The organism is Chromobacterium haemolyticum DSM 19808, from assembly GCF_000711885.1.
Classification (GTDB): Bacteria; Pseudomonadota; Gammaproteobacteria; order Burkholderiales; family Chromobacteriaceae; genus Chromobacterium; species Chromobacterium haemolyticum.
The window spans coordinates 77,272-95,519 of sequence record NZ_JONK01000014.1 but is presented as its reverse complement, the minus strand read 5'-3'; the positions used below and the strand labels follow the sequence as shown (position 1 = coordinate 95,519).

Annotated in this window: 21 protein-coding genes and 1 riboswitch; of the genes, 12 read left to right on the top strand and 9 right to left on the bottom strand. The window is 62.6% G+C overall.

What is annotated here, in order from left to right:
* Window positions 1-5: 5 nt before the first annotated feature.
* Window positions 6-464, bottom strand: a complete 459-nt coding sequence (locus tag BR71_RS10300) for a GNAT family N-acetyltransferase (RefSeq protein ID WP_043636660.1) — start codon at window positions 462-464, stop codon at window positions 6-8.
* Here BR71_RS10300 and BR71_RS10295 point away from each other — a divergent pair.
* Together BR71_RS10295 and BR71_RS22930 are read left to right on the top strand one after the other, a co-directional pair.
* The gene (locus tag BR71_RS10295; protein ID WP_231138263.1) at window positions 463-945 is read left to right on the top strand and encodes a hypothetical protein; all 483 of its coding nucleotides are present in this window, start codon (window positions 463-465) and stop codon (window positions 943-945) included. The two genes, BR71_RS10300 and BR71_RS10295, sit on opposite strands and share 2 nt — an antisense overlap.
* 109 nt (window positions 946-1,054) lie before the next feature.
* The gene (locus tag BR71_RS22930) at window positions 1,055-1,624 is read left to right on the top strand and encodes a PTS sugar transporter subunit IIA (RefSeq protein WP_052370480.1); all 570 of its coding nucleotides are present in this window, start codon (window positions 1,055-1,057) and stop codon (window positions 1,622-1,624) included.
* Here BR71_RS22930 and BR71_RS10285 read toward each other — a convergent pair whose 3' ends face one another.
* The gene (locus tag BR71_RS10285; RefSeq protein ID WP_043636521.1) at window positions 1,625-2,386 is read right to left on the bottom strand and encodes an SDR family oxidoreductase; all 762 of its coding nucleotides are present in this window, start codon (window positions 2,384-2,386) and stop codon (window positions 1,625-1,627) included.
* A 172-nt stretch (window positions 2,387-2,558) separates the two neighbouring features.
* Between BR71_RS10285 and BR71_RS10280 the strand changes: the two genes are divergently transcribed.
* Window positions 2,559-3,470, top strand: coding sequence for a 5'-methylthioadenosine/S-adenosylhomocysteine nucleosidase (locus BR71_RS10280; RefSeq protein WP_043636518.1), 912 nt, complete (start codon window positions 2,559-2,561; stop codon window positions 3,468-3,470).
* Here the strand turns inward: BR71_RS10280 and BR71_RS10275 are convergent.
* Both BR71_RS10275 and thiC read right to left on the bottom strand, forming a co-directional pair.
* The gene (locus BR71_RS10275) at window positions 3,467-3,700 is read right to left on the bottom strand and encodes a DUF2789 domain-containing protein (protein ID WP_043636515.1); all 234 of its coding nucleotides are present in this window, start codon (window positions 3,698-3,700) and stop codon (window positions 3,467-3,469) included. The two genes, BR71_RS10280 and BR71_RS10275, sit on opposite strands and share 4 nt — an antisense overlap.
* 115 nt (window positions 3,701-3,815) lie before the next feature.
* Window positions 3,816-5,696 carry a phosphomethylpyrimidine synthase ThiC gene (gene thiC / locus BR71_RS10270; protein ID WP_425265941.1) on the bottom strand — a complete coding sequence of 627 codons (1,881 nt, stop codon included), beginning with the start codon at window positions 5,694-5,696 and terminating at the stop codon, window positions 3,816-3,818.
* Window positions 5,697-5,809: 113 nt separating this feature from the next.
* A riboswitch (TPP riboswitch) is annotated at window positions 5,810-5,960 on the bottom strand.
* A 93-nt stretch (window positions 5,961-6,053) separates the two neighbouring features.
* On the opposite strand from thiC, the gene BR71_RS10265 reads away from it, so the two are divergent.
* From BR71_RS10265 to BR71_RS10250, 4 genes are all read left to right on the top strand, one after another.
* The gene (locus BR71_RS10265) at window positions 6,054-6,713 is read left to right on the top strand and encodes a protein-L-isoaspartate O-methyltransferase family protein (protein WP_043636508.1); all 660 of its coding nucleotides are present in this window, start codon (window positions 6,054-6,056) and stop codon (window positions 6,711-6,713) included.
* Entirely contained in the window at window positions 6,713-7,036 is a 324-nt protein-coding gene (locus BR71_RS10260) for a rhodanese-like domain-containing protein (protein ID WP_019103398.1), read from the top strand. The genes BR71_RS10265 and BR71_RS10260 overlap by 1 nt, the downstream gene beginning before the upstream one ends.
* A gap of 116 nt (window positions 7,037-7,152) precedes the next feature.
* On the top strand, window positions 7,153-7,875 hold the full coding sequence (locus BR71_RS10255; RefSeq protein ID WP_043636505.1) for a uracil-DNA glycosylase: 723 nt from the start codon (window positions 7,153-7,155) through the stop codon (window positions 7,873-7,875).
* A 105-nt stretch (window positions 7,876-7,980) separates the two neighbouring features.
* A complete protein-coding gene (locus BR71_RS10250; RefSeq protein WP_043636502.1) occupies window positions 7,981-9,300 on the top strand; it encodes a hemolysin family protein in 1,320 nt (439 codons plus the stop codon).
* A 152-nt stretch (window positions 9,301-9,452) separates the two neighbouring features.
* On the opposite strand, the gene BR71_RS10245 is transcribed toward BR71_RS10250, so the two are convergent.
* The 4 genes from BR71_RS10245 to BR71_RS10230 all read right to left on the bottom strand — a co-directional run bounded on the left by BR71_RS10245 (window position 9,453) and on the right by BR71_RS10230 (window position 12,256).
* The gene (locus BR71_RS10245; protein ID WP_043636648.1) at window positions 9,453-9,965 is read right to left on the bottom strand and encodes a GNAT family N-acetyltransferase; all 513 of its coding nucleotides are present in this window, start codon (window positions 9,963-9,965) and stop codon (window positions 9,453-9,455) included.
* Window positions 9,962-10,954 carry a S66 family peptidase gene (locus BR71_RS10240; protein WP_052370479.1) on the bottom strand — a complete coding sequence of 331 codons (993 nt, stop codon included), beginning with the start codon at window positions 10,952-10,954 and terminating at the stop codon, window positions 9,962-9,964. The genes BR71_RS10245 and BR71_RS10240 overlap by 4 nt, the downstream gene beginning before the upstream one ends.
* A 39-nt stretch (window positions 10,955-10,993) precedes the next feature.
* Window positions 10,994-11,416, bottom strand: a complete 423-nt coding sequence (locus BR71_RS10235) for a GNAT family N-acetyltransferase (RefSeq protein WP_052370478.1) — start codon at window positions 11,414-11,416, stop codon at window positions 10,994-10,996.
* A gap of 84 nt (window positions 11,417-11,500) precedes the next feature.
* A complete protein-coding gene (locus BR71_RS10230) occupies window positions 11,501-12,256 on the bottom strand; it encodes a glycosyltransferase family 2 protein (RefSeq protein WP_043636496.1) in 756 nt (251 codons plus the stop codon).
* Window positions 12,257-12,755: 499 nt separating this feature from the next.
* On the opposite strand from BR71_RS10230, the gene waaC reads away from it, so the two are divergent.
* The 4 genes from waaC (at window position 12,756) to BR71_RS24990 (ending at window position 16,809) form a co-directional block, all read left to right on the top strand.
* Window positions 12,756-13,727 (top strand): lipopolysaccharide heptosyltransferase I, encoded by a 972-nt coding sequence (gene waaC / locus BR71_RS10225; protein ID WP_244269610.1) that lies wholly within the window; start codon window positions 12,756-12,758, stop codon window positions 13,725-13,727.
* Window positions 13,724-14,986, top strand: coding sequence for a lipid IV(A) 3-deoxy-D-manno-octulosonic acid transferase (gene waaA / locus BR71_RS10220; RefSeq protein WP_043636494.1), 1,263 nt, complete (start codon window positions 13,724-13,726; stop codon window positions 14,984-14,986). Before waaC ends, waaA begins: the two co-directional genes overlap by 4 nt.
* A gap of 270 nt (window positions 14,987-15,256) precedes the next feature.
* The gene (locus BR71_RS10215; RefSeq protein WP_043636491.1) at window positions 15,257-15,859 is read left to right on the top strand and encodes a CBS domain-containing protein; all 603 of its coding nucleotides are present in this window, start codon (window positions 15,257-15,259) and stop codon (window positions 15,857-15,859) included.
* A gap of 89 nt (window positions 15,860-15,948) precedes the next feature.
* Window positions 15,949-16,809 (top strand): methylated-DNA--[protein]-cysteine S-methyltransferase, encoded by an 861-nt coding sequence (locus tag BR71_RS24990; RefSeq protein WP_043636484.1) that lies wholly within the window; start codon window positions 15,949-15,951, stop codon window positions 16,807-16,809.
* Between the two features lie 13 nt (window positions 16,810-16,822).
* Here the strand turns inward: BR71_RS24990 and BR71_RS10205 are convergent, their stop codons facing one another.
* Complete coding sequence (locus BR71_RS10205; protein ID WP_043636481.1) at window positions 16,823-17,686, bottom strand: LysR family transcriptional regulator; 864 nt, start codon at window positions 17,684-17,686, stop codon at window positions 16,823-16,825.
* Between the two features lie 97 nt (window positions 17,687-17,783).
* Here BR71_RS10205 and BR71_RS10200 point away from each other — a divergent pair, with 97 nt between their 5' ends.
* Window positions 17,784-18,203 carry an EamA family transporter gene (locus BR71_RS10200; protein WP_019103774.1) on the top strand — a complete coding sequence of 140 codons (420 nt, stop codon included), beginning with the start codon at window positions 17,784-17,786 and terminating at the stop codon, window positions 18,201-18,203.
* The last annotated feature ends 45 nt before the right edge of the window (window positions 18,204-18,248 follow it).

The window sequence follows — 18,248 nt, the reverse complement described above, 5'->3', positions numbered from 1 at the left end:
CGCTCCTAGATGGCCGTCAGTTGCTTGCGATACTGGATATAGCCCAGGTTCTCCGCCAATTGGTCGTAGAGCCGTCTTGCGGTGGCGTTGGTCTCATGAGTCAGCCAATACACTCGCGAGCATTCCCGTTTGCTCGCCCACTGGTACACCCATTCGATCAACTGCCGCCCGGCGCCCAGGCCGCGGCAATCCTCAGCCACGAACAGATCCTGCAAATAACAATAATCGCCCAGAGTCCAACTGCTGGGGTGCAATACGATATGCACCAAGCCCACCGCCCGCTCGCCGTCCCAGGCCAGCCAGCCGCGCATCGCGTGATCCGGCAGCACATAACGCCGCCAGGTCCCGTTGATGGTGGCCTCGTCCATCGTCACTTGGTAAAAACGCTGATAACCGCGCCAAAGCGGCAGCCAGGCCTCGTAGTCTTCCGCCCGCAGCGGACGGATGGAAAGCGTATTGCTCATGCCGATCTCCAGTGGCGGCGCGAACGCGCCCAATACGCGCATTGTGGCTCAGCCAAGACGAAGTCATAAGAACCACTTGGCCTTGCAGCCAGGAGCCACCGACGGAACTTCGGCCTTCGCCGACGCTCAATACAGCATTTTCCCCAACGAGGACGTTTACATGCGCGCCACGCTTTTGATCGCCGTCGCTTCCGCCCTGGCTCTGGCCGCTTGCAGCGAGAAGCAAACCAACCAATTGCAGGAATCCGCCTCCAGCGCCATCGGCACGGTGCACAACTCGCTGCAGGACAGCAGCGCGCCGCTGGGCCAGCTCAAGGAACAAGCCAGCGCCGCCATCGGCGCGGCCAAACAAGCCGGCGCCGCGTTAAGCCCGGAACTGAAAGAACAAGTGGATAAGCTGAAAGAGCAGGCTTCCGCCGTGAAAGGCGCGTTGCAGGCCCAGGAGAAAAAGGCCGAACAGCCGCAATCCGAGCAAAAATAAGCCCAACCGCGTTGGCGGCATTTTTATGCCGCCGCGCGTTTTCTTTAGCGGATCTTTAGCCCCCTCTGACTAGGATGAGGTCGCACCCTAGCCAAAGGAGAAATCCGCCATGCTGACCCTGCCCGACCTCTGCGGCCCGCAAGACATCCTGCTCAATCAAACCCTGGCCGACAAGGCCGCCCTGCTGGAGCACGCCGCCTCCCAGCTGGCGCAGCGCCACGCGCTGCACCGCCCAACGCTGGCCGCGGCGCTGCATGAGCGCGAACAGGCCGGCAGCACCGCGCTTGGCCATGGCCTCGCGCTGCCGCACGCCCGCATAGAGGGCCTGACGGAAGCCCGCGCGCTAATGCTGCGACTGCAAACCCCCATCGCCTTCGACGCCCCCGACCAGCAGCCGGTGCATACAGCGCTGGTGCTTCTTTTGCCGCGGCAAAGCCGCGAAGCTCATCTGCATCTGCTGGCCAGCTGCGCGCGCATGTTCGCGGAGCGGCCGTTCCGCCAAGCGCTGGAACGCTGCCACAGCGCGCAGGCGCTCTATCACCTGCTGTGCGACTGGGCCGATCCGGAAGAGCTGAACGATCCGCACTTCCTGCTGGACAGCAACCGCTACTTCATGGACAGCGAAGCCAGCTTGCGGCCGGATTACACGGTGAAGCGCAAGATGGTGGCGCGTTTCTGATCACAGTTTGCTGATCGATACCCCGCCGTCGACGAACAAGGTGGTCCCAGTGACGAAGCTGGACGCGTCCGACGCCAGGAACAAGGCCGCGCGCGCAATCTCCTCCGGCGCGGCCATGCGCTTGAGCGCGTGCAGGCCGGCCACCGCCTCGCGCTGCTCCGGCGTCGCCGCCGCGGCGCGGCCCATCTCGGTGTCGGTGCCGCCCGGCAGCAAAGCGTTGACGCGCAATCCTCTGGCGCCGTATTCCGCCGCCAATGTGCGCGCCAGGCCCACCAGCCCCGCTTTGCTGGCCGCATACGCGGCCATACCGGGAAAGCCAATGGCGTGGCCAACGAAGGACGAGGTGAAAATCATCGAACCGCCGCCTTGCAGCAAGGCCGGCAACTGGTGCTTGGCGCACAAAAAGGCGCTGCTGAGATTACCGTCCAGCGTCGCGCGCCAGTCGTCCAGGGAAATCTGATCCAAGCTGCCCAACGCGCCCAGGCTGCCGGCGTTGTTGAAAGCGATGTCCAAGCCGCCGAATCTATCCAGCGCCAGCTCCACCGCCGCGCGCGCGCAATCCTCCGAGGTGAGATCCCCGGCCAAGGCCGCCGCCTGACCGCCGTCGGCGACGATTTCCGACACCAGCCTATCCAGCTTGGCCGCGCGCCGCGCCACCAACACCACGCGCGCGCCTTCTCGCGCAAACAGCTTGGCAGCCGCCATGCCGATGCCGGAACTGGCGCCGGTGACGATGGCGGTTTTATTGATCAATGCGTTCATTGGGTTTCCTCCTGAAAGTGAATGAGGCCCGCGCCGGTTTTCGGTGCGGTTACAGCTTCAGTTTCAGGCCGATCAACCCGATTGGCATTCCGATTCTTGCTGACTTGATGCGCGGTTTCGACGCGAAAACCGTTTATCATGACGCGATTCCATTTCCATTCGAATTTTCGTCATGAAATCATTCAAGGTTCAGTTAGTTTCCGCGCTACTAGCGCTGAGCGCCGCCGTTCACGCCGCCCCCGTCCTAGACGCGACGACGCGCACCGCCGTGGTTTCGGCTTTCGGTCCGGAGGAAACCCTGCTGCTGAGCCAGGCCTCGGACAAACGAGAATACCGGGTCAACGGCGTGCGCTTCGCCACCGCGCAGCTGGAAGGCCAACCGGTGCTGCTGTTCATGAGCGGGGTCAGCATGGGCAATGCGGCGATGAATACTCAACTGGCGCTGGATCGCTTCAATGTGAGCCGCATCGTGTTCAGCGGCATCGCCGGCGGCGTGGACGACCGGCTGCGCATCGGCGACGTGGCGGTGCCGCGGCGCTGGGGCAATTACGCGGAAGCGATCTACGCGCGCGAAACCGCGCCCGGACGCTACGCGCCGCCGCCCTACGCGGACCCGGCCGCGCGCGCCAACTACGGCATGATCCACCCGCGCGACGTCAAGCTGGCCACCGCCGACGGCGGCAGCGAAACCCGCTTCTGGTTCGAGGTGGACCCGGAACTGCTGCGGCTGGCCAAAGATTTGCCGGCCGACATCCTGCGCGGCTGCGACGCCGCCAAACGCTGCCTGTCCGCGCCGCCGCGCATCGTCGCCGGCGGCAACGGCCTGTCCGGCCCCATCTTCATGGATAACGCCGGCTACCGCGACTATCTGGCCAAGACTTACCAGGCCCAGGTGGTGGATATGGAAACCGCGGCGGTGGCACAAGTGGCGCACGCCAACCGCGTGCCCTTCATCGCCTTCCGCAGCCTGTCCGACCTGGCCGGCGGCAGCGAGCACGCCAATGAAATGGACACCTTCATGCAGATCGCCGCCGACAACGCCGCCAATACCGTGCGGGCGCTGCTGCGCGCGTTGAAGCACTAGCCAAGCTGCAACAACACCGCCAGTTCATCCACCTCCTCGCTCCAGTCCGCGTCGTCCGCCAGGGCCTGGCGCAGGAAATCCGCCTGCGCCGGCGTCCAGAACGGCGCATCGGCCAGCACGGCGTTGCGCGGCAAGGGATGGCTGGCGATGAAGGCGCGAATCGCGGCGGGATCGTCGGCCAGGCCCAACTGGCGGAACAGGCCGGACAGAGAGTGCTCGCTGGTGTCCATGACGCTTCTCCTGTGAAGGGATGTCTGATGATAGACCCGAATCAGCAGCGCCGCCTCCGTCCCTTGCGCCATCAAAAACGGCGGCCGCGGCCGCCGTTTGCTCATAAGCTCACACTCACACCTTGTCGTAGAGCTTGGAGCCGCCTTTCAGAAACTCCACCGACTTGGTCTGCATGCCCCGCGTCAAGGCGTCCTGATCGCTGATGCCCTGCTTGGCCGCGTATTCGCGCACGTCCTGAGTGATCTTCATGCTGCAGAAGTGCGGTCCGCACATGCTGCAGAAATGCGCGACCTTGGCGCTGTCCTTGGGCAGGGTTTCATCGTGGAAAGCCCGCGCCTTGTCCGGATCCAAGCCCAGATTGAACTGGTCTTCCCAGCGGAACTCAAACCGCGCCTTGGACAAGGCGTTGTCGCGAATCTGCGCGCCGGGATGCCCCTTGGCCAAGTCCGCCGCGTGCGCGGCCAGCTTGTAAGTGATGATGCCTTCCTTGACGTCGTTCTTGTCCGGCAGGCCCAAGTGCTCTTTCTGGGTGACGTAACACAGCATGGCGGTGCCGTACCAACCTATCTGCGCCGCGCCTATCGCCGAGGTGATGTGATCGTAACCGGGCGCGATGTCGGTGGTCAGCGGCCCCAGGGTGTAGAACGGCGCCTCGCGGCACCACTCCAGCTCCTTGTCCATGTTTTCCTTGATCAACTGCATAGGCACATGGCCGGGGCCTTCTATCATCACCTGCACATCGTGCCGCCAGGCGATCTGGGTCAGCTCGCCCAAGGTTTTCAACTCCGACAACTGCGCCTCGTCGTTGGCGTCCCAGACGCTGCCCGGCCGCAGGCCATCGCCCAGACTGAAGGCCACGTCGTAAGCCTTCATGATCTCGCAGATATCCTCAAAATGCGTGTAGAGGAAGTTTTCGCGATGGTGGGCCAAACACCATTTGGCCATGATGGAGCCGCCGCGCGACACAATGCCTGTCATGCGGCCGGCGGTCATCGGCACATAGCGCAGCAATACGCCGGCGTGGATGGTGAAGTAATCGACGCCCTGTTCCGCCTGTTCGATCAGAGTGTCTCGGAAGATTTCCCAGTTCAGGTCTTCAGCCTTGCCGCCCACTTTCTCCAGCGCCTGGTAGATGGGCACCGTGCCGATGGGCACCGGGGAATTGCGGATGATCCATTCGCGGGTTTCATGGATGTTCTTGCCAGTGGACAGGTCCATGATGGTATCCGCGCCCCAGCGGATGCCCCAGGTCATTTTATCCACTTCTTCGCTGATCGAAGACGTTACCGCGCTATTACCGATATTGCCGTTGATTTTGACCAGGAAATTGCGCCCTATGATCATGGGCTCGGATTCGGGGTGATTGATGTTGGCCGGCAAGATAGCGCGGCCGGCGGCGATCTCCGCGCGCACGAATTCCGGCGTGATCTCCTCCGGCAACGCCGCGCCGTAAGCCTGGCCCGGATGCTGACGCGTCATCAGTTCCGCCAACCGGCTGTTCTTGCCGCCGGCTTCGCGCAACGAATCCAGATATTCACGACGCCGCATATTTTCGCGAATGGCGACGAACTCCATTTCCGGCGTGATAATGCCGCGGCGCGCGTAATGCATCTGGCTGACATTGCGGCCCGGCAACGCCCGGCGCGGCTTACGCGTCAGATTGAAGCGCAGTTCGGCCAGTTTGAGGTCGGCCTCTCGGGCGCGGCCGTATTCGCTGGACAAGCCGGCAAGCTGCTCGCAATCGCCGCGCTCGGCGATCCAGCCGGCGCGCAGCGGCGCCAGACCGCTCTGGATATCGATGCGCGCGTCCGGGTCGGTATACGGACCGCTGGTGTCGTAGACGGTGATAGGCGGATTGGCTTCGCCGCCAAACTGGGTGGGCGTGTCGCTCTGGCTGATCTCGCGCATCGGCACAAGGATGTCAGGCCGGCTGCCAACGACATGGATCTTGCGGGAATTGGGCAAGGGCTGAATGGCGGCGGTATCCACCACCATGGAAGGCTTCTGTGTTGCGGGCGCGTTCATCGGGCGGTTCTCCTGGTCGATGAATGGCGCAAGGAGCGGGCCGCCGCCTGGGCGGGCTGCGGGCCAGTCCGACAAGGTCGGGCCGCAAGCAGCTTACGCTTCCCTACGCCGGTATTATCCGGGTCAGGTTCCAAGGGTGTTTCTCACCCGCGCAACAATCTTTAACGATTATCCTATCCTTTCAAGGATATGGATCATCTTGCCGACCGTCGCGCAGGACCCCTAGCGATGCTGTGAAGGTACGGCAAATGTGGGATAATCGCAAGTTATCGTCATGACACGCCGCCGCGTTTTTCTTGCGGCGACAAGCCCCTCCGGAGTGAGCTGATGGATTTTGAGAATGCCCGTTTCAACATGGTCGAGCAGCAGATTCGTCCGTGGGACGTACTTGACACGAACGTGCTGGACTTGCTGTTTCACGTGAAACGCGAACAGTTTGTCGCCGCGGACAAACGCAGCCTGGCCTTTGTCGACACCGAGCTGCCGCTGCCCAACGGCAGCTTCATGTTGCAGCCCAAAATGGAAGCGCGCCTGGTTCAAGACGCCGCCATCCAGCCCCGGGACAAAATCCTGGAAATCGGCACCGGCAGCGGCTATCTGACCGCCTTGCTGGCCAAGCTGGGCCAACACGTTTACAGCGTGGAAATCGACCCTGCCCAGCGTGAAACCGCAGCGGCCAACCTGAAGCAGGCCGGCATCTCCAATGTAACGCTGGTGGAAGGCGACGGCGTGCTGGGCCTGCCGCAACAAGCGCCGTTCGACGTGATCGTCGTCGGCGGTTCTCTGCCGGTGGTGCCGCAGGAACTGAAAGACCAGCTGGCCGTGGGCGGCCGCCTGATCATGGTGGTGGGCGATCTGCCGGTGATGACCTGCAAGCTGATCAAGCGCGAAACCGAATCCAGCTTCAGCGAAACCGGTTTGTTCGAAACCTGTATCGCCCGCCTGGCCAAGGCGGAAGCGGTGGAACCGGAACGCTTCGCGTTTTGATGGTCCAGGAAATCCGCGCCCGCGATCTGGCGGCTGCGCTGGCCGACACCGCCGCGGAGCCCCCGGTGCTGCTGGATGTGCGCGAAGCGTGGGAAGTGCAGCTGTGCATGATTCCCGGCTCGCTGCACATTCCGATGAACCTGATCCCGCTGCGCATGAGCGAACTGCCGGACGCGCCCATTGTGGTGATCTGCCACCATGGCGTGCGCAGCGCGCACGTGGCGCGCTTCCTGCTGGACGCCGGTTTCGAACAGGTGCTGAGCCTGGCCGGCGGCGTGGAAGCCTGGGCTGCGGAAGTGGACCCGCAAATGGCGCGCTACTGACACGCCCGCCATCAGCGCGCATCGCCAGCCGTTCCCGAGGGAACGGCTTTTTCATGGAACGAAACCGGTTTGCCGGATTCCAATTCCCCTCACGATAGCAAGAGCCGTAATTTTCTATGCAAGCATTGTCTTACCTGTCTCCCGCCCTGGCCCGCGTTCATCCGGCTTGGGAACAAGTGCTGTCAACACCGGACATTCAACAGCAACTGGCCGGCATCGACAGGGAACTACAGGCTCAGCAAGCGCAGGGCAAAGTCCTCTTCCCGCCTGCGCCGTTGACCTTCAACGCGCTGACCTTCACCGCGCCGGCCGATGTCCGCGTGGTGATACTGGGGCAAGATCCCTACCATGGCGACGGCGAGGCCATGGGCCTGTCGTTTTCCGTGCCGCCAGGCGTGCGGGTGCCGCCCAGCTTGCGCAATCTGTACAAGGAACTGGCGGCGGATCTGGGCTGCGGCGTGCCCAATAGCGGCGACCTGACCCACTGGGCGCAGCAAGGCGTGCTGCTACTCAACAGCGTGCTCACCGTAGAGCGGGACAAGGCCGGCAGCCACGCCAAACTGGGCTGGCAAATGGTCAGCGACGCGCTGATAGACGCCGTCAACGCGCAAAGCGCCGGCTGCGTGTTCCTGCTATGGGGCAATTGGGCCAAAACCAAGGCCGAGCGCATCGACGCCAGCCGCCACCTGGTGCTGGACGCTGCTCATCCATCGCCGCTGTCCGCCAGCCGCGGCTTCCACGGTTGCCGCCATTTTTCGCAAGTCAACGCCTGGTTGCTGTCGCGCGGCCGAGGCGCCATCGAATGGGGCGTCCCGACACCGCAGAACAACTTGTTCTGACCCAGGACACGGGCAGACACATCACCGTTCCTGCCCGTTTGACTCTTTTCCGCCGCGCCGCCATGCCCTAAGCTAGGGCTCCCGCCTCTATCCCGTGTTAGCGCCGTGGAAATTCTCGTCCTGCTGTGCCTGATTCTGCTCAATGGCCTGTTCGCCATGGCGGAAATCGCCATCGTCTCCTCCCGCAAGGTCCGCCTGCTGCAACGCGCGGATGATGGCCAACGCGGCGCGCAAGCCGCGCTGAAACTAGCCAACGACCCCAGCCGCTTCCTGTCCACGGTGCAGATAGGCATCACTTCGATCAGCATTCTGTCCGGGGTCTACGGCGAGGCGGCGCTGTCCGAACAGCTGCGCCGGACGATGCAGGACTATCCCCTGCTGGAACCTTACAGCAAGCCCCTGTCGGTGGCGCTGATGGTTTTCATCATCACGCTGCTGTCGCTGATCTTCGGCGAACTGGTGCCCAAGCGGCTGGCCTTGCTAAACCCCGAGGCGGTGGCCACCACGCTGGCAAGGCCCATGCTGCTGCTGTCGCGGCTCAGCGCGCCGCTGGTCCAGGCCCTGAGCCGCTGCACAGACGGTCTGCTGCGCCTGATGGGCGCCAAAAAGAGCAGTGACCCGTCCATCACCGAGGAAGAAATCCGAGTGCTGATGGAACAAGGCGCGGACGAAGGAGTGTTCGACCGCGCCGAACAGGAGCTGGTGACCAATATCTTCCGTCTGGACAACCGCAAGGTGGCGGCGGTCATGACGCCGCGCAAAGACATCGTGGCGCTGGATCTGGACGATGCGCCCGAACTGAACCACCGCCTGCTGCAAAACCACCACTTCAACCATTTCCCGGTGTGTCGCGGCAGCGTAGAGCAAATCGTCGGCGTGCTGCACGCCAAACGCGTGCTGGACCGCATGTTGACCGGGCAGCAGCCCGATGTTGCCGCCGAACTGTCCCAGCCGCTGTACGTGCCGGCCAAGATCACCTTGATGCAGCTGCTGGAGCAGTTCAAGCAAACCCGTCATCACATGGCGCTGGTGGTGGACGAATACGGCGAACTGGAAGGCCTGGTGACAATGAACGACGTGCTTGAAGCCATCGTCGGCGACATGCCGGCGATCAGCGCGGAAAACGACGACATCGCCCAACGCGAGGACGGCAGCTGGCTGATAGACGGCATGCTGTCGCTGGACCGCTTCAAGGAGTTTTTCGACATCGACGAAGCGCTGCCGGGCGAAGCCGGCGGCAATATCCACACCCTGGGCGGCATGATGATGTTCCAGTTGGGCCGGGTGCCCAGCGTCACCGACCGTTTAGACTGGAACGGCTTCGGTTTCGAAGTGGTGGATATGGACAAGACCCGGGTCGACAAGATCCTGGTGACCCGTCTGCCAGCGCCGCCGACGGCGCTGCCGGCCGACGACGGCATTTAGAGCCGCTAAGAGCCTGTTCAAAGTCTCGCGAGCAAGGACGAGACAAGGCGAAAACCAGCGAAAAAGCGGAATGGTCGAGCGGCACATGAGCATTTTGAGCTTGTACTCACCGTGCAACGCTTCACAAAGCGCAGCAGACTTTGAACAGCTTCTTAGCGGGTCGTAAGCGCTCGTCCACACACCGTGCTGCGACGGCTGCCGCCGGCGCGGCGTTCCCAATCGTCGAAACTGGCTAGCTCGGCGAAACCCGCCTTGCGCATCATGCCGCCGGACGCGGCGTTTTCCTCATGCCTGTCCGCCGCCACCCAGCGCGCGCCTCTCTCGGCCAAATCGTCGCAAGCCTGTTGCAGCAACAGGCTGCCCAGACCCTGTCCGGCCTGATCTCGCCGCACCACCGCCTCCATGATGTAGCCGGCGGCTTCCGCCGCGACCCCGTTCGGACGATATTGCGGAAAACGGTCCTGCATCCGATACAAAATGGCCGCGCCCAGCAGGCCGTCGCGCTCGAACAGCGCCGCCCAGGCTTCCCCGGCCGCTACCTGACGCAAACTCTCCTCCACGCCGTCCGCCGGCAGCCAGTTCCACGGATTGGGCCCATGTTCCATGATCAGTTGCCGCAGCGCGTCCACATCCCCCGCGGCGGCCAAGCGATATTGCCAACTCATGCGCATCCTTTCTCAAAACGCAGCGTGGCCTGGCCCGCGTCTACTTCCAGTTCGGCCCAGGCGCCGTTCATCAACGTCCATTGCGGCGGCACGTGGCCGATATCGGCATCCACGATCACCGGGTATGGCAGTCCATCCAAAGCGGCTTCCAGAGCCCCGCTATAGCTCAAGGCCTTGGCGTCGGCGGCGTCCGGTCCGCTGCTGCGGCCCAACACCAGCCCGCTCAAGCCGTCCAGCGCGCCGGACAGCCTCAGGCCCAGCAAGGCGCGCATCAACTCGCAAGGCCTCAACTCGCAGTTTTCCAGGTAAAGCAGCGCGGGTTCCCGTTTAAACGCGCGCAAATCAAAGTAAGGGCTGCCCTGCAGCCGGCTCAGCGTATCCAGGCAGCCGCCGATCAGCCTGCCGGCGATGCGGGCCTTTTGCGCGCCCAACACGCGCAGCGTGGACGGATAACGCTCTCCGGGAGCGTCCCAACGCCAAAACGCCTTGTAATGGCCTTGCTGCGGCGGCAAACCGTGGTGCAAGGCATGCAAGAGCGCCGAATTCTCCTCCGCCCGCTGCGGATTGCCTAGATCGAACAGATTCGGCCCGTGCAGCGTCGCCCACCCCGCCAGCAGAGTCAGCGGCGTCAGCAAGGTGGAAATATCGGAAAACCCGGCCACCCATTTGGGCGGCAGCCGCGCCAAGGCGGCAAAATCGATGCCGGGCAGCAGTTCCATCGCCCGTTCGCCGCCCCAGGGCGGCAGGATGGCGCGAATGTCCGGATCAAAAAGAAAGCGTTTCAGCTCAGCCAGCCGTTCAACAGCTGGCGCGCTGGCGTCTTGGGACTCGCCGCGCAGACAAGCGCCTTCCTCCACCTGCCAGCCCTGATCTCGCAGGCACTGCAAAGCGCGATCCAACTGTCCGTGCAAGACAGGGGGCACGCCGGAGGAAAAGGCGGTGACGGCGATGCGATCCCCCGGCTGCAACGGCGCGGGAAAAACCATCATGGAAAGCGTCTCCTGTGGATAAGCATCATGGGCAGTCAATCATTGTCCATCCCTCAGATCCAGGGCGAAGCTGCGGCTGGTTTTCAATTGCTGATAGCCGAGATGACGATAGAAGGCGTGGGCAGCTTCCCGGTGTACACCGGAACGCAGTCGAATACGTGGATAACCCAATTGCCGCGCCCAGGCTTCGCAAGCGCGCAACAATTGCTTGCCAAGGCCTCGTCCTTGGTGAGCCGGCGATACCACTAGTCCGCCGATTTCGATCGCCGGAGGCGCTTCCAGCAGGCGAACGCCATGGCCATGGATCCAACCGACCACGGCTCCCTCCCACAACGCCACCCAAACCTGGTTGTCCGGCAGTGCTGCCAGCCGTACGAAGCGCTCGCCGATTTCCGTCTCCGTCGCCTCGTAGCCCAGATCCAGGCATAGCCGCGCCACCGCGAGCGCATCCTCTGCCCGCATTGTTCTGATCTCCGCCATCTATCTTCGTCCAGTTGCTCAAGGAAATGACATTGTCAGCACAAGGCGAGACTGCCGGCAAGCCGGCTATTTGCTTTTCAACCGTCGTAGTTCGATCAATTTGGCGTATTTGATGTAGCTGTTGAAGCAGCCGATGCTGATGTGGACCAAACCGGGCACGCCATCGAGAAAACCACGGCGGAAAAAGTAGAACTTGATGAAGCGCAGCAAGGGGCTGAGGATAAGTTTCGCGATACCCACACGTTTTCCCCGTTGAAAAAGCCGTTCAGCCTGCAAACTGGTGTAGCGGTTCTGCTTGTTCAGATATAGCGCGATGTCTTCGCCGGACTCGTGCATCAGTTCGTGCCGCAGCTTATGCACAGGGCCGTTGGAGATCACGTACTCATGCACCAGATCATCCGACCAGCGCGCATGTCCGCGATGGAACAAGCGTAAAGACCAGTCCGGATAACCTTCGCCGTGTTTCAGAAAACGGCCCATGAAACGGTTGCAACGCGGAAACTGAAAGGCCTTGGCCTGTGGATTGTCCAGCATGACTTTGATTTCATTGATCAAATCAGGGGAAAGCCACTCGTCGGCATCCAGACACAACACCCAGTCGTGGCTGGCGGCTTCTACCGCCAATTGCTTCTGAGGACCGAATCCCAGCCAGTCTTGGTGGATAACTTTTGCCTTATAGGCGGAAGCTATCGCCAATGTCCTGTCCGTGCTGCCTGAATCCACAAGCACGATTTCATCGGCGAAGCCCACGCTGTCCAAACATTTTTCCAACGAAGTTTCCGCATTCTTGGTGATTAGCACCACGCTTATTCGCGCACGCATCTTGTTATATGTTTTCCCATATGTAATTTGAAGAAACTGGTAGAAGTCGTCTCTTTGCTGTGGATAACTATGTTTTTCACATTGTTTTCATGGTGTTGGATTAGCTGGAATCTTGTTGTTCATCCATCTTTTTGCAGACTGAAGACTTGTGGATAAATCTGACTGTTCCTTGAAGTTACCACTTGTCCACAGGCCCGATCCCATTTGTTCCCACTTGCTTGTGCATGGCGTAAATTTGTCTGCGAACCTTCTTACGCCACCGATAACTCTTTAACGCAATTTTATATTGATGAAACTGATATAGTTGGCCATTGCTGTGGATAAGCGACAAAAACTTCAAAGGGTTCAGTTACTTGTCCTGTTGATGGGCTTTGGATAGTTTGGGTGCGCTGCGGCATCGCAAATTGTGGATAAATCCGAACCTAGTTGTCCACAGCTGTTTATCCACAATTGAACTGCAGGGATTTTACTTGGTTAACCACAGGCATGCTCGGGTACAATGCGCGCCATGATGAATGTGCTGATTGTGCGCACCTCGTCGATGGGCGACCTTATCCACACTTGGCCCGCCATTTCCGAGCTGAAAGCGCATTACCCCAATTTCCGCATCAGTTGGCTGGCCGAAGAGGCTTTCGCCGACATTGCCCGTTTGCATCCGGCGGTGGACAGGGTGATTGCCTTGAATTGGCGGCGCTGGAGCAAGCGCTGGTGGCTGCCGTCCACCTGGCGAGAGATCCGGGCCTTGCGGCGGCAACTGCGCGACACGCCTTGGGAATTGGTGGTGGACAGCCAGGGCTTGTTGAAAAGCGCCTTGCCGGCCAGTTGGGCCAAGGCGCCGCTGACCGGCTACGGATGGGGCAGCGCGAGGGAATCGTTGGCCAGCTGTTTTTACGATAAGCGTCACAAGGTGGACTGGAGCTTGTCGGCGATAGAACGCAACCGTCTGTTGTTCGCGCGGGTATTTGGTTATCAGCCCCAGGGCGCGCCCCGTTTTGGCGTGCCGGCCGGCGAGCGGCCAGGCTGGGTGCTGTCCGGCCGTTACGCGGTATTGCTGCACGCCACCAGCAAAACGTCCAAAGAGTGGCCGGAAGGCCATTGGGTGGAACTGGGCAAACGCTTGTCCATGCAGCATGATCTGGTGATGGTGCTGCCCTGGGGCAATGATCGCGAGCGCCAGCGCGCCGAAAGGCTGGCCGCGCAGATGCCGGCCGTGGTGGTGGCGCCCAAGATGAATCTGATCGAGGCCGCCGGCCTGCTTGGCCACGCCAACGCGGTGGTGGGCGTGGATACCGGGCTGACTCACCTGGCCAACGCGCTGAACGTGCCCCTGGCGGCGATTTACACGGATACGGATCCGGCCGCCACGGGCGTGGTGGAAACGCCGTGGGCCACCAATTTGGGCGGAATCGGGCTGTGCCCGTCTGTGGACGAGGCGCTGCAAGCCTTGTTCACGCGCAAGGACTGGACATGAATTGGCAACGCAGACTGTATTCCTGGGCCTGGCTGCTGGCCACCCCGCTGGTGCGGCACTACCTGAAGAAGCGGGCGCGCAAGGCGCCGGCCTATCTGGAGCATTGGGACGAGCGTTTCGGCAGTCAATTGCAGCCGCGCGCGCAGGGAGCGATTTGGATACACGCGGTATCGGTGGGCGAAACCCGGGCCGCGCAGCCCTTGGTGGCGGCGTTGCGCGAAGTCTGGCCGGACGCGCCCTTGCTGATGACGCAGATGACCCCCACCGGGCGCGCCACCGCCTTGCAGCTGTATCCCGATGCCGAAGTGCGCTATCTGCCCTACGATTATCCCCAAGCCGCGCAGGCTTTCCTCGCCGCCTATCAGCCGCGCTTGGGCGTGTTGATGGAGACCGAGCTGTGGCCCAATCTGATTCATACCGCCGCCGAGCAGAAGGTGCCCTTGTTTCTGGCCAATGCGCGCTTGTCTGAAAAATCCCTGAACGGTTATCTCAAAATCAGCGGGCTGATTTCACCCGCGGTGGCGGCGTTGAGCGCTGTTGCCGCGCAAACGCCGGAAGATGGCGAACGTTTGCGGCAATTGGGCGCAAGCGAAGTCGAAGTCTGCGGCAACACCAAGTACGATATTCAGCCGGCGCCGGCGCAGCTGACGCTGGCCGGCGAGTTCAAATCCAGGATAGGCCGCCGCCGGGTTATGGTCTGCGCCAGCACCCGCGACGGTGAGGAAGCCTTGATTCTTGATGCGTGGCGGGCGGCGGCTCAAGCGTTGGGCGACGCGCTGCTGGTGTTGGTGCCTCGTCATCCGGAGCGGTTCGACGATGTGGCCGCGCTGGCCGAGAGCCGCGGCCTGAAAGTACAGCGCCGCAGCGACGATGCCGCGGTGGACCCCGCCACCCAGGTATGGCTGGGCGACAGCATGGGCGAAGCGTTCGCCTACTTCGCTTGCGGCGATCTGGCCTTTGTCGGCGGCAGTTTGCTGCCGTTGGGCTGTCATAATCTGATCGAGCCGGCCAGCGTGGGCGTGCCGGTGTTGTTTGGCCCGTCCATTTTCAATTTCAAACAGGCGGCGGCGCTGGCGCTGGCCGCCGGCGCCGCGCGCCAGGTGGCCAACGCTACGGAGTTGATCGGCGCTGTGGTGGAGCTGTTGGGCGACGAAGGTCGCCGCCAGTCGATGCGCGAATCGGCCTTGGCCTTCAGCGGCGCCCATAGCGGGGCCAGCCAGCGCATGAGCGCTCTGTTTCGCCGCAAGTTGCAGGCCTGAACCGCAAGGGCGAGAGCTCAGCGTCCTCGCGTGCGAAAAAATTAATGATTCGCCGGCTGATCTGCGCCGCGCCTTCTTCTACTCTTCAAACAAGAGCCGCGTCGCCGACGCGGCTCTCCCGAGGCCGCCGGCCCGGGACGGACGTGCAAAACCCAGTCATGCCCCAGGCCGGTCCACGCCGTCGGAAAACTTCCGAGCGGACTGATCGAACATGACTGGCGCAACGCGCCGCCGCATCGACTCCGCTGTCTAACAAGACAAGGAGCTACCATGTTAGCCAATTACAGCGTGTTGCCCACGATGAGCCTGCCGTCCACCACCGACCTGGTGCGTTTGGATCAGCGCCCGCACCCGCCCGTCACCCTGAACAGCTCGGCCCTGGAGGTCATGACCGATTTGCGATTGATCAATCCGGTGGGTATTCATCAGGGCGCCAGCTTGCGCGAAGCGCACGACCGGATGATCAGCCACGGCATACGGCTGTTGTTCGTCCATGATGGCGACGGACAATTCACCGGCCTGATCACGGCCACCGATTTGCTGGGAGAGCGGCCTATCCAATGCATGAAGGAACACGGCAAACATTATGTTGATATCAGCGTTGGCGACGTGATGACGCCGCGTAAGCAACTAGAAGCCTTGAACCTGATTGATATCGAGCACGCCAGCGTGGGCCACATGGTGGCGACGATGAAGCAGATGGGGCGTCAGCACGCGCTGGTGGTGGAGCTTAATCCGAGCAGCGGCCATCACGAGTTGTGCGGGCTATTCTCCACCTCCCATATGGCGAGGCTGTTGGGCATGCCGCTCTCCTTCATCCGCGTGCCGCAAGCTCTGTCGGAAATTCAATATTCCCTGCTGCACGCGATATGAGGGGCGCTGCGCGCAAGTCGGCAAGAATCGGGTCGCCGCGGCGGCCCGATCTGCTTATGCTGGCGCTGTGATCGAATGGAGAACAGACCATGAACGGTGAAATTCTCGAAGAAGACCGCGACTACGGCCGCATTCGCGACGCCATCCGCTACTTGGTGGCGAACGCGGAGCGCCAGCCGGAACTGGCCGAGCTGGCCGGCGCGCTGCATCTGTCGGAATCGAGGCTGCAGCGGCTGTTCACTCGTTGGGCCGGGGTCAGTCCCAAGCGTTTTTTGCAGCATCTGACTTGTGAGGCGGCCAAGGCGAGGCTGAGTGGACAGGCCTTGTTGCCGTTGTCGCATGAACTGGGCCTGTCCGGCGGCGGACGCCTGCACGATCTGTTCGTGACGCTGGAGGCGATGACGCCGGGCGAATACCGCAACGGCGGGGCCGGGCTGGAAATCGAATGGAGCGTGGAGGCCAGCCGTTTTGGTTCGGTGCTGGTGGCGCGGACCGCGCGCGGCGTGTGCGCGGCGCAATTCGTGGCGGATGAGATGGAGGCCGTGGCCTGGTTGAGCCGGCGCTGGCCCAAGGCCGCGCTGCGCCACGTTCCGGGCGGCGGCGCGGCGGTGGCCGCCGCCATGTTCGAACCGCTGCGCGCGGAAGGCCAGGCGCCGTTGGCGCTGCGGGTGCAGGGCAGCAATTTCCAGATTCAGGTCTGGCGCGCGCTGCTGTCGATTCCCTACGGCGGTTTCGCCAGCTACGGTCAGATTGCCGCCACGGTGGGACGGCCGCGGGCGGCGCGGGCGGTGGGCAGCGCGGTGGGCGCCAATCCGGTGGCCTGGTTGATTCCCTGCCACCGGGTGATTCGCGCCGAGGGCGCTTTGGGCGAATACCGCTGGGGGGCGGAGCGCAAAGTGGAACTGATAGGCTGGGAGGGCGCGGTGATGGCCGGCTTGCAGCCGGCTTGATGCGGCTTCGCCGTTATCCCGTCCGTTGGCTGAGCTGTAGAAAGAACAAGCGCGCCAATTGATCCAGAGCGGAGTCCCCCAGGCTCTCCGGCCGCCGGTACAAGGCCATCGGCACCGCGGGCAGCGGCGGCAGCGAGTCTCGCGGCAGTGGGGCGACGCCGGGCAGTTCGTCGTCCGACAGCAAGGCGCCGACGCCCAGGCCGGCTTGCAAGGCGGCCTGCACCGCCAGCAGGCTGGAGCTTTCCAGGACCACGCGGTAGGGGCGGCCGGCCGTTTCAAGCACTTGCAGCATGGCGTCGCGCCAACTGCAGGGCGCGGCGAACAGAATCAACGGCAGGGGATCTGCGGCCGGCATCTTGCCGTCCTGAGCCAACCAGGGCAACGGGCATTCCACCACCCAGCTGGGCGTGGCGTCCAGCTGCGTCACCCGCGGGCTGGCGATCAGCAAATCCAGCTCTTCGCGCTGGAAGGCCGCGCTCAATTCCCGCCCCGGCGCCACTCGGATGTCCAGTTGCAGCTGCGGCCGAGCCGCGGCGAAGTCCGCCAATACCTGCGGCAGATTGCGGCTGACCAGATCCTCGATCAAACCGATGCGGCAGCGGCTGGCCGGCGCGACCGGCGTGGAGGGACGCATTTGTTCAGTCAGGCTGACGATGCGTTCGGCGTAGGGCAGCAATTGCTGCCCCGCCGCGGTGAGGCTGACGCCGCGCGGCGAACGCTGCAGCAGGGTTTGGCCGCAGTGCTGTTCCAGTTTGCGCAATTGCAGGCTCAAAGCCGGTTGAGTGCGTCCCAAGTCCGTTGCCGCGCGATTGATGCTGCCGCGGCGGGCCACGGCGATCAGCGCGCGCAGCAAGCCGGTGTCCAAGTCTCTAGTCATGATTTTTTCTTATAACAATGCCTTGAATTTTCAGTCTACCTATAACTGGCGGGAAGGTTTAGCCTGTAGGCGAATATTTCTGATGAGGCGCGCAAATATGTTTATCGCGGCGTTACTGCTGGCGGTCGCCGGCTCCGTCGTCTATCACTTGTCGATCAAGCAGGTGCCGGAAGCGGCGAATCCCTTCTTTTCATTGGCGGTTAGTTATGGCGTGGCCATGTTGGTGTGCGTGCTGGGAATGTGGTGGTTGCCTGGAGGCGGCCAGCGCGGATTGGCCGCGCTGAATTGGAGCAGCCTGGGGGTGGCGGCGGGCATTGTCGGCATCGAGCTGGGCTTTTTGCTGGCTTATCGCGCCGGCTGGCATGTCGGCTACGCGGCGCTCAGTTCCAATGTGCTCACCGCGCTGGTGTTGCTGCCGCTAGGCTATCTGCTGTTTCGCGAGCAACCGTCTCTGGGCAAGCTCGGCGGCATGGCCTTGAGCATGGCCGGCTTGTGGATGATGCTGCGTTTCCGTTGAGCGCCGCCCGGCGGGCGGCGCTTGGAACGTGTTTACGATCTAGCG

Bases quoted from the DNA above. Each gene is read 5' to 3' on its own strand.
- BR71_RS10255 (WP_043636505.1), top strand. From the start codon at position 7,153: ATGCAAGCATTGTCTTACCTGTCTCCCGCCCTGGCCCGCGTTCATCCG.
- waaA (WP_043636494.1), top strand. From the start codon at position 13,724: ATGAATTGGCAACGCAGACTGTATTCCTGGGCCTGGCTGCTGGCCACC.
- BR71_RS10280 (WP_043636518.1), top strand. From the start codon at position 2,559: ATGAAATCATTCAAGGTTCAGTTAGTTTCCGCGCTACTAGCGCTGAGC.
- BR71_RS10285 (WP_043636521.1), bottom strand. From the start codon at position 2,386: ATGAACGCATTGATCAATAAAACCGCCATCGTCACCGGCGCCAGTTCC.
- BR71_RS10200 (WP_019103774.1), top strand. From the start codon at position 17,784: ATGTTTATCGCGGCGTTACTGCTGGCGGTCGCCGGCTCCGTCGTCTAT.
- BR71_RS10205 (WP_043636481.1), bottom strand. From the start codon at position 17,686: ATGACTAGAGACTTGGACACCGGCTTGCTGCGCGCGCTGATCGCCGTG.
- BR71_RS22930 (WP_052370480.1), top strand. From the start codon at position 1,055: ATGCTGACCCTGCCCGACCTCTGCGGCCCGCAAGACATCCTGCTCAAT.
- BR71_RS10240 (WP_052370479.1), bottom strand. From the start codon at position 10,954: ATGATGGTTTTTCCCGCGCCGTTGCAGCCGGGGGATCGCATCGCCGTC.
- BR71_RS10265 (WP_043636508.1), top strand. From the start codon at position 6,054: ATGGATTTTGAGAATGCCCGTTTCAACATGGTCGAGCAGCAGATTCGT.
- BR71_RS10245 (WP_043636648.1), bottom strand. From the start codon at position 9,965: ATGAGTTGGCAATATCGCTTGGCCGCCGCGGGGGATGTGGACGCGCTG.
- BR71_RS10295 (WP_231138263.1), top strand. From the start codon at position 463: ATGCCGATCTCCAGTGGCGGCGCGAACGCGCCCAATACGCGCATTGTG.
- waaC (WP_244269610.1), top strand. From the start codon at position 12,756: ATGCGCGCCATGATGAATGTGCTGATTGTGCGCACCTCGTCGATGGGC.
- BR71_RS10275 (WP_043636515.1), bottom strand. From the start codon at position 3,700: ATGGACACCAGCGAGCACTCTCTGTCCGGCCTGTTCCGCCAGTTGGGC.
- thiC (WP_425265941.1), bottom strand. From the start codon at position 5,696: ATGGTGGTGGATACCGCCGCCATTCAGCCCTTGCCCAATTCCCGCAAG.
- BR71_RS10230 (WP_043636496.1), bottom strand. From the start codon at position 12,256: ATGCGTGCGCGAATAAGCGTGGTGCTAATCACCAAGAATGCGGAAACT.
- BR71_RS10235 (WP_052370478.1), bottom strand. From the start codon at position 11,416: ATGCGGGCAGAGGATGCGCTCGCGGTGGCGCGGCTATGCCTGGATCTG.
- BR71_RS10260 (WP_019103398.1), top strand. From the start codon at position 6,713: ATGGTCCAGGAAATCCGCGCCCGCGATCTGGCGGCTGCGCTGGCCGAC.
- BR71_RS24990 (WP_043636484.1), top strand. From the start codon at position 15,949: ATGAACGGTGAAATTCTCGAAGAAGACCGCGACTACGGCCGCATTCGC.
- BR71_RS10215 (WP_043636491.1), top strand. From the start codon at position 15,257: ATGTTAGCCAATTACAGCGTGTTGCCCACGATGAGCCTGCCGTCCACC.
- BR71_RS10300 (WP_043636660.1), bottom strand. From the start codon at position 464: ATGAGCAATACGCTTTCCATCCGTCCGCTGCGGGCGGAAGACTACGAG.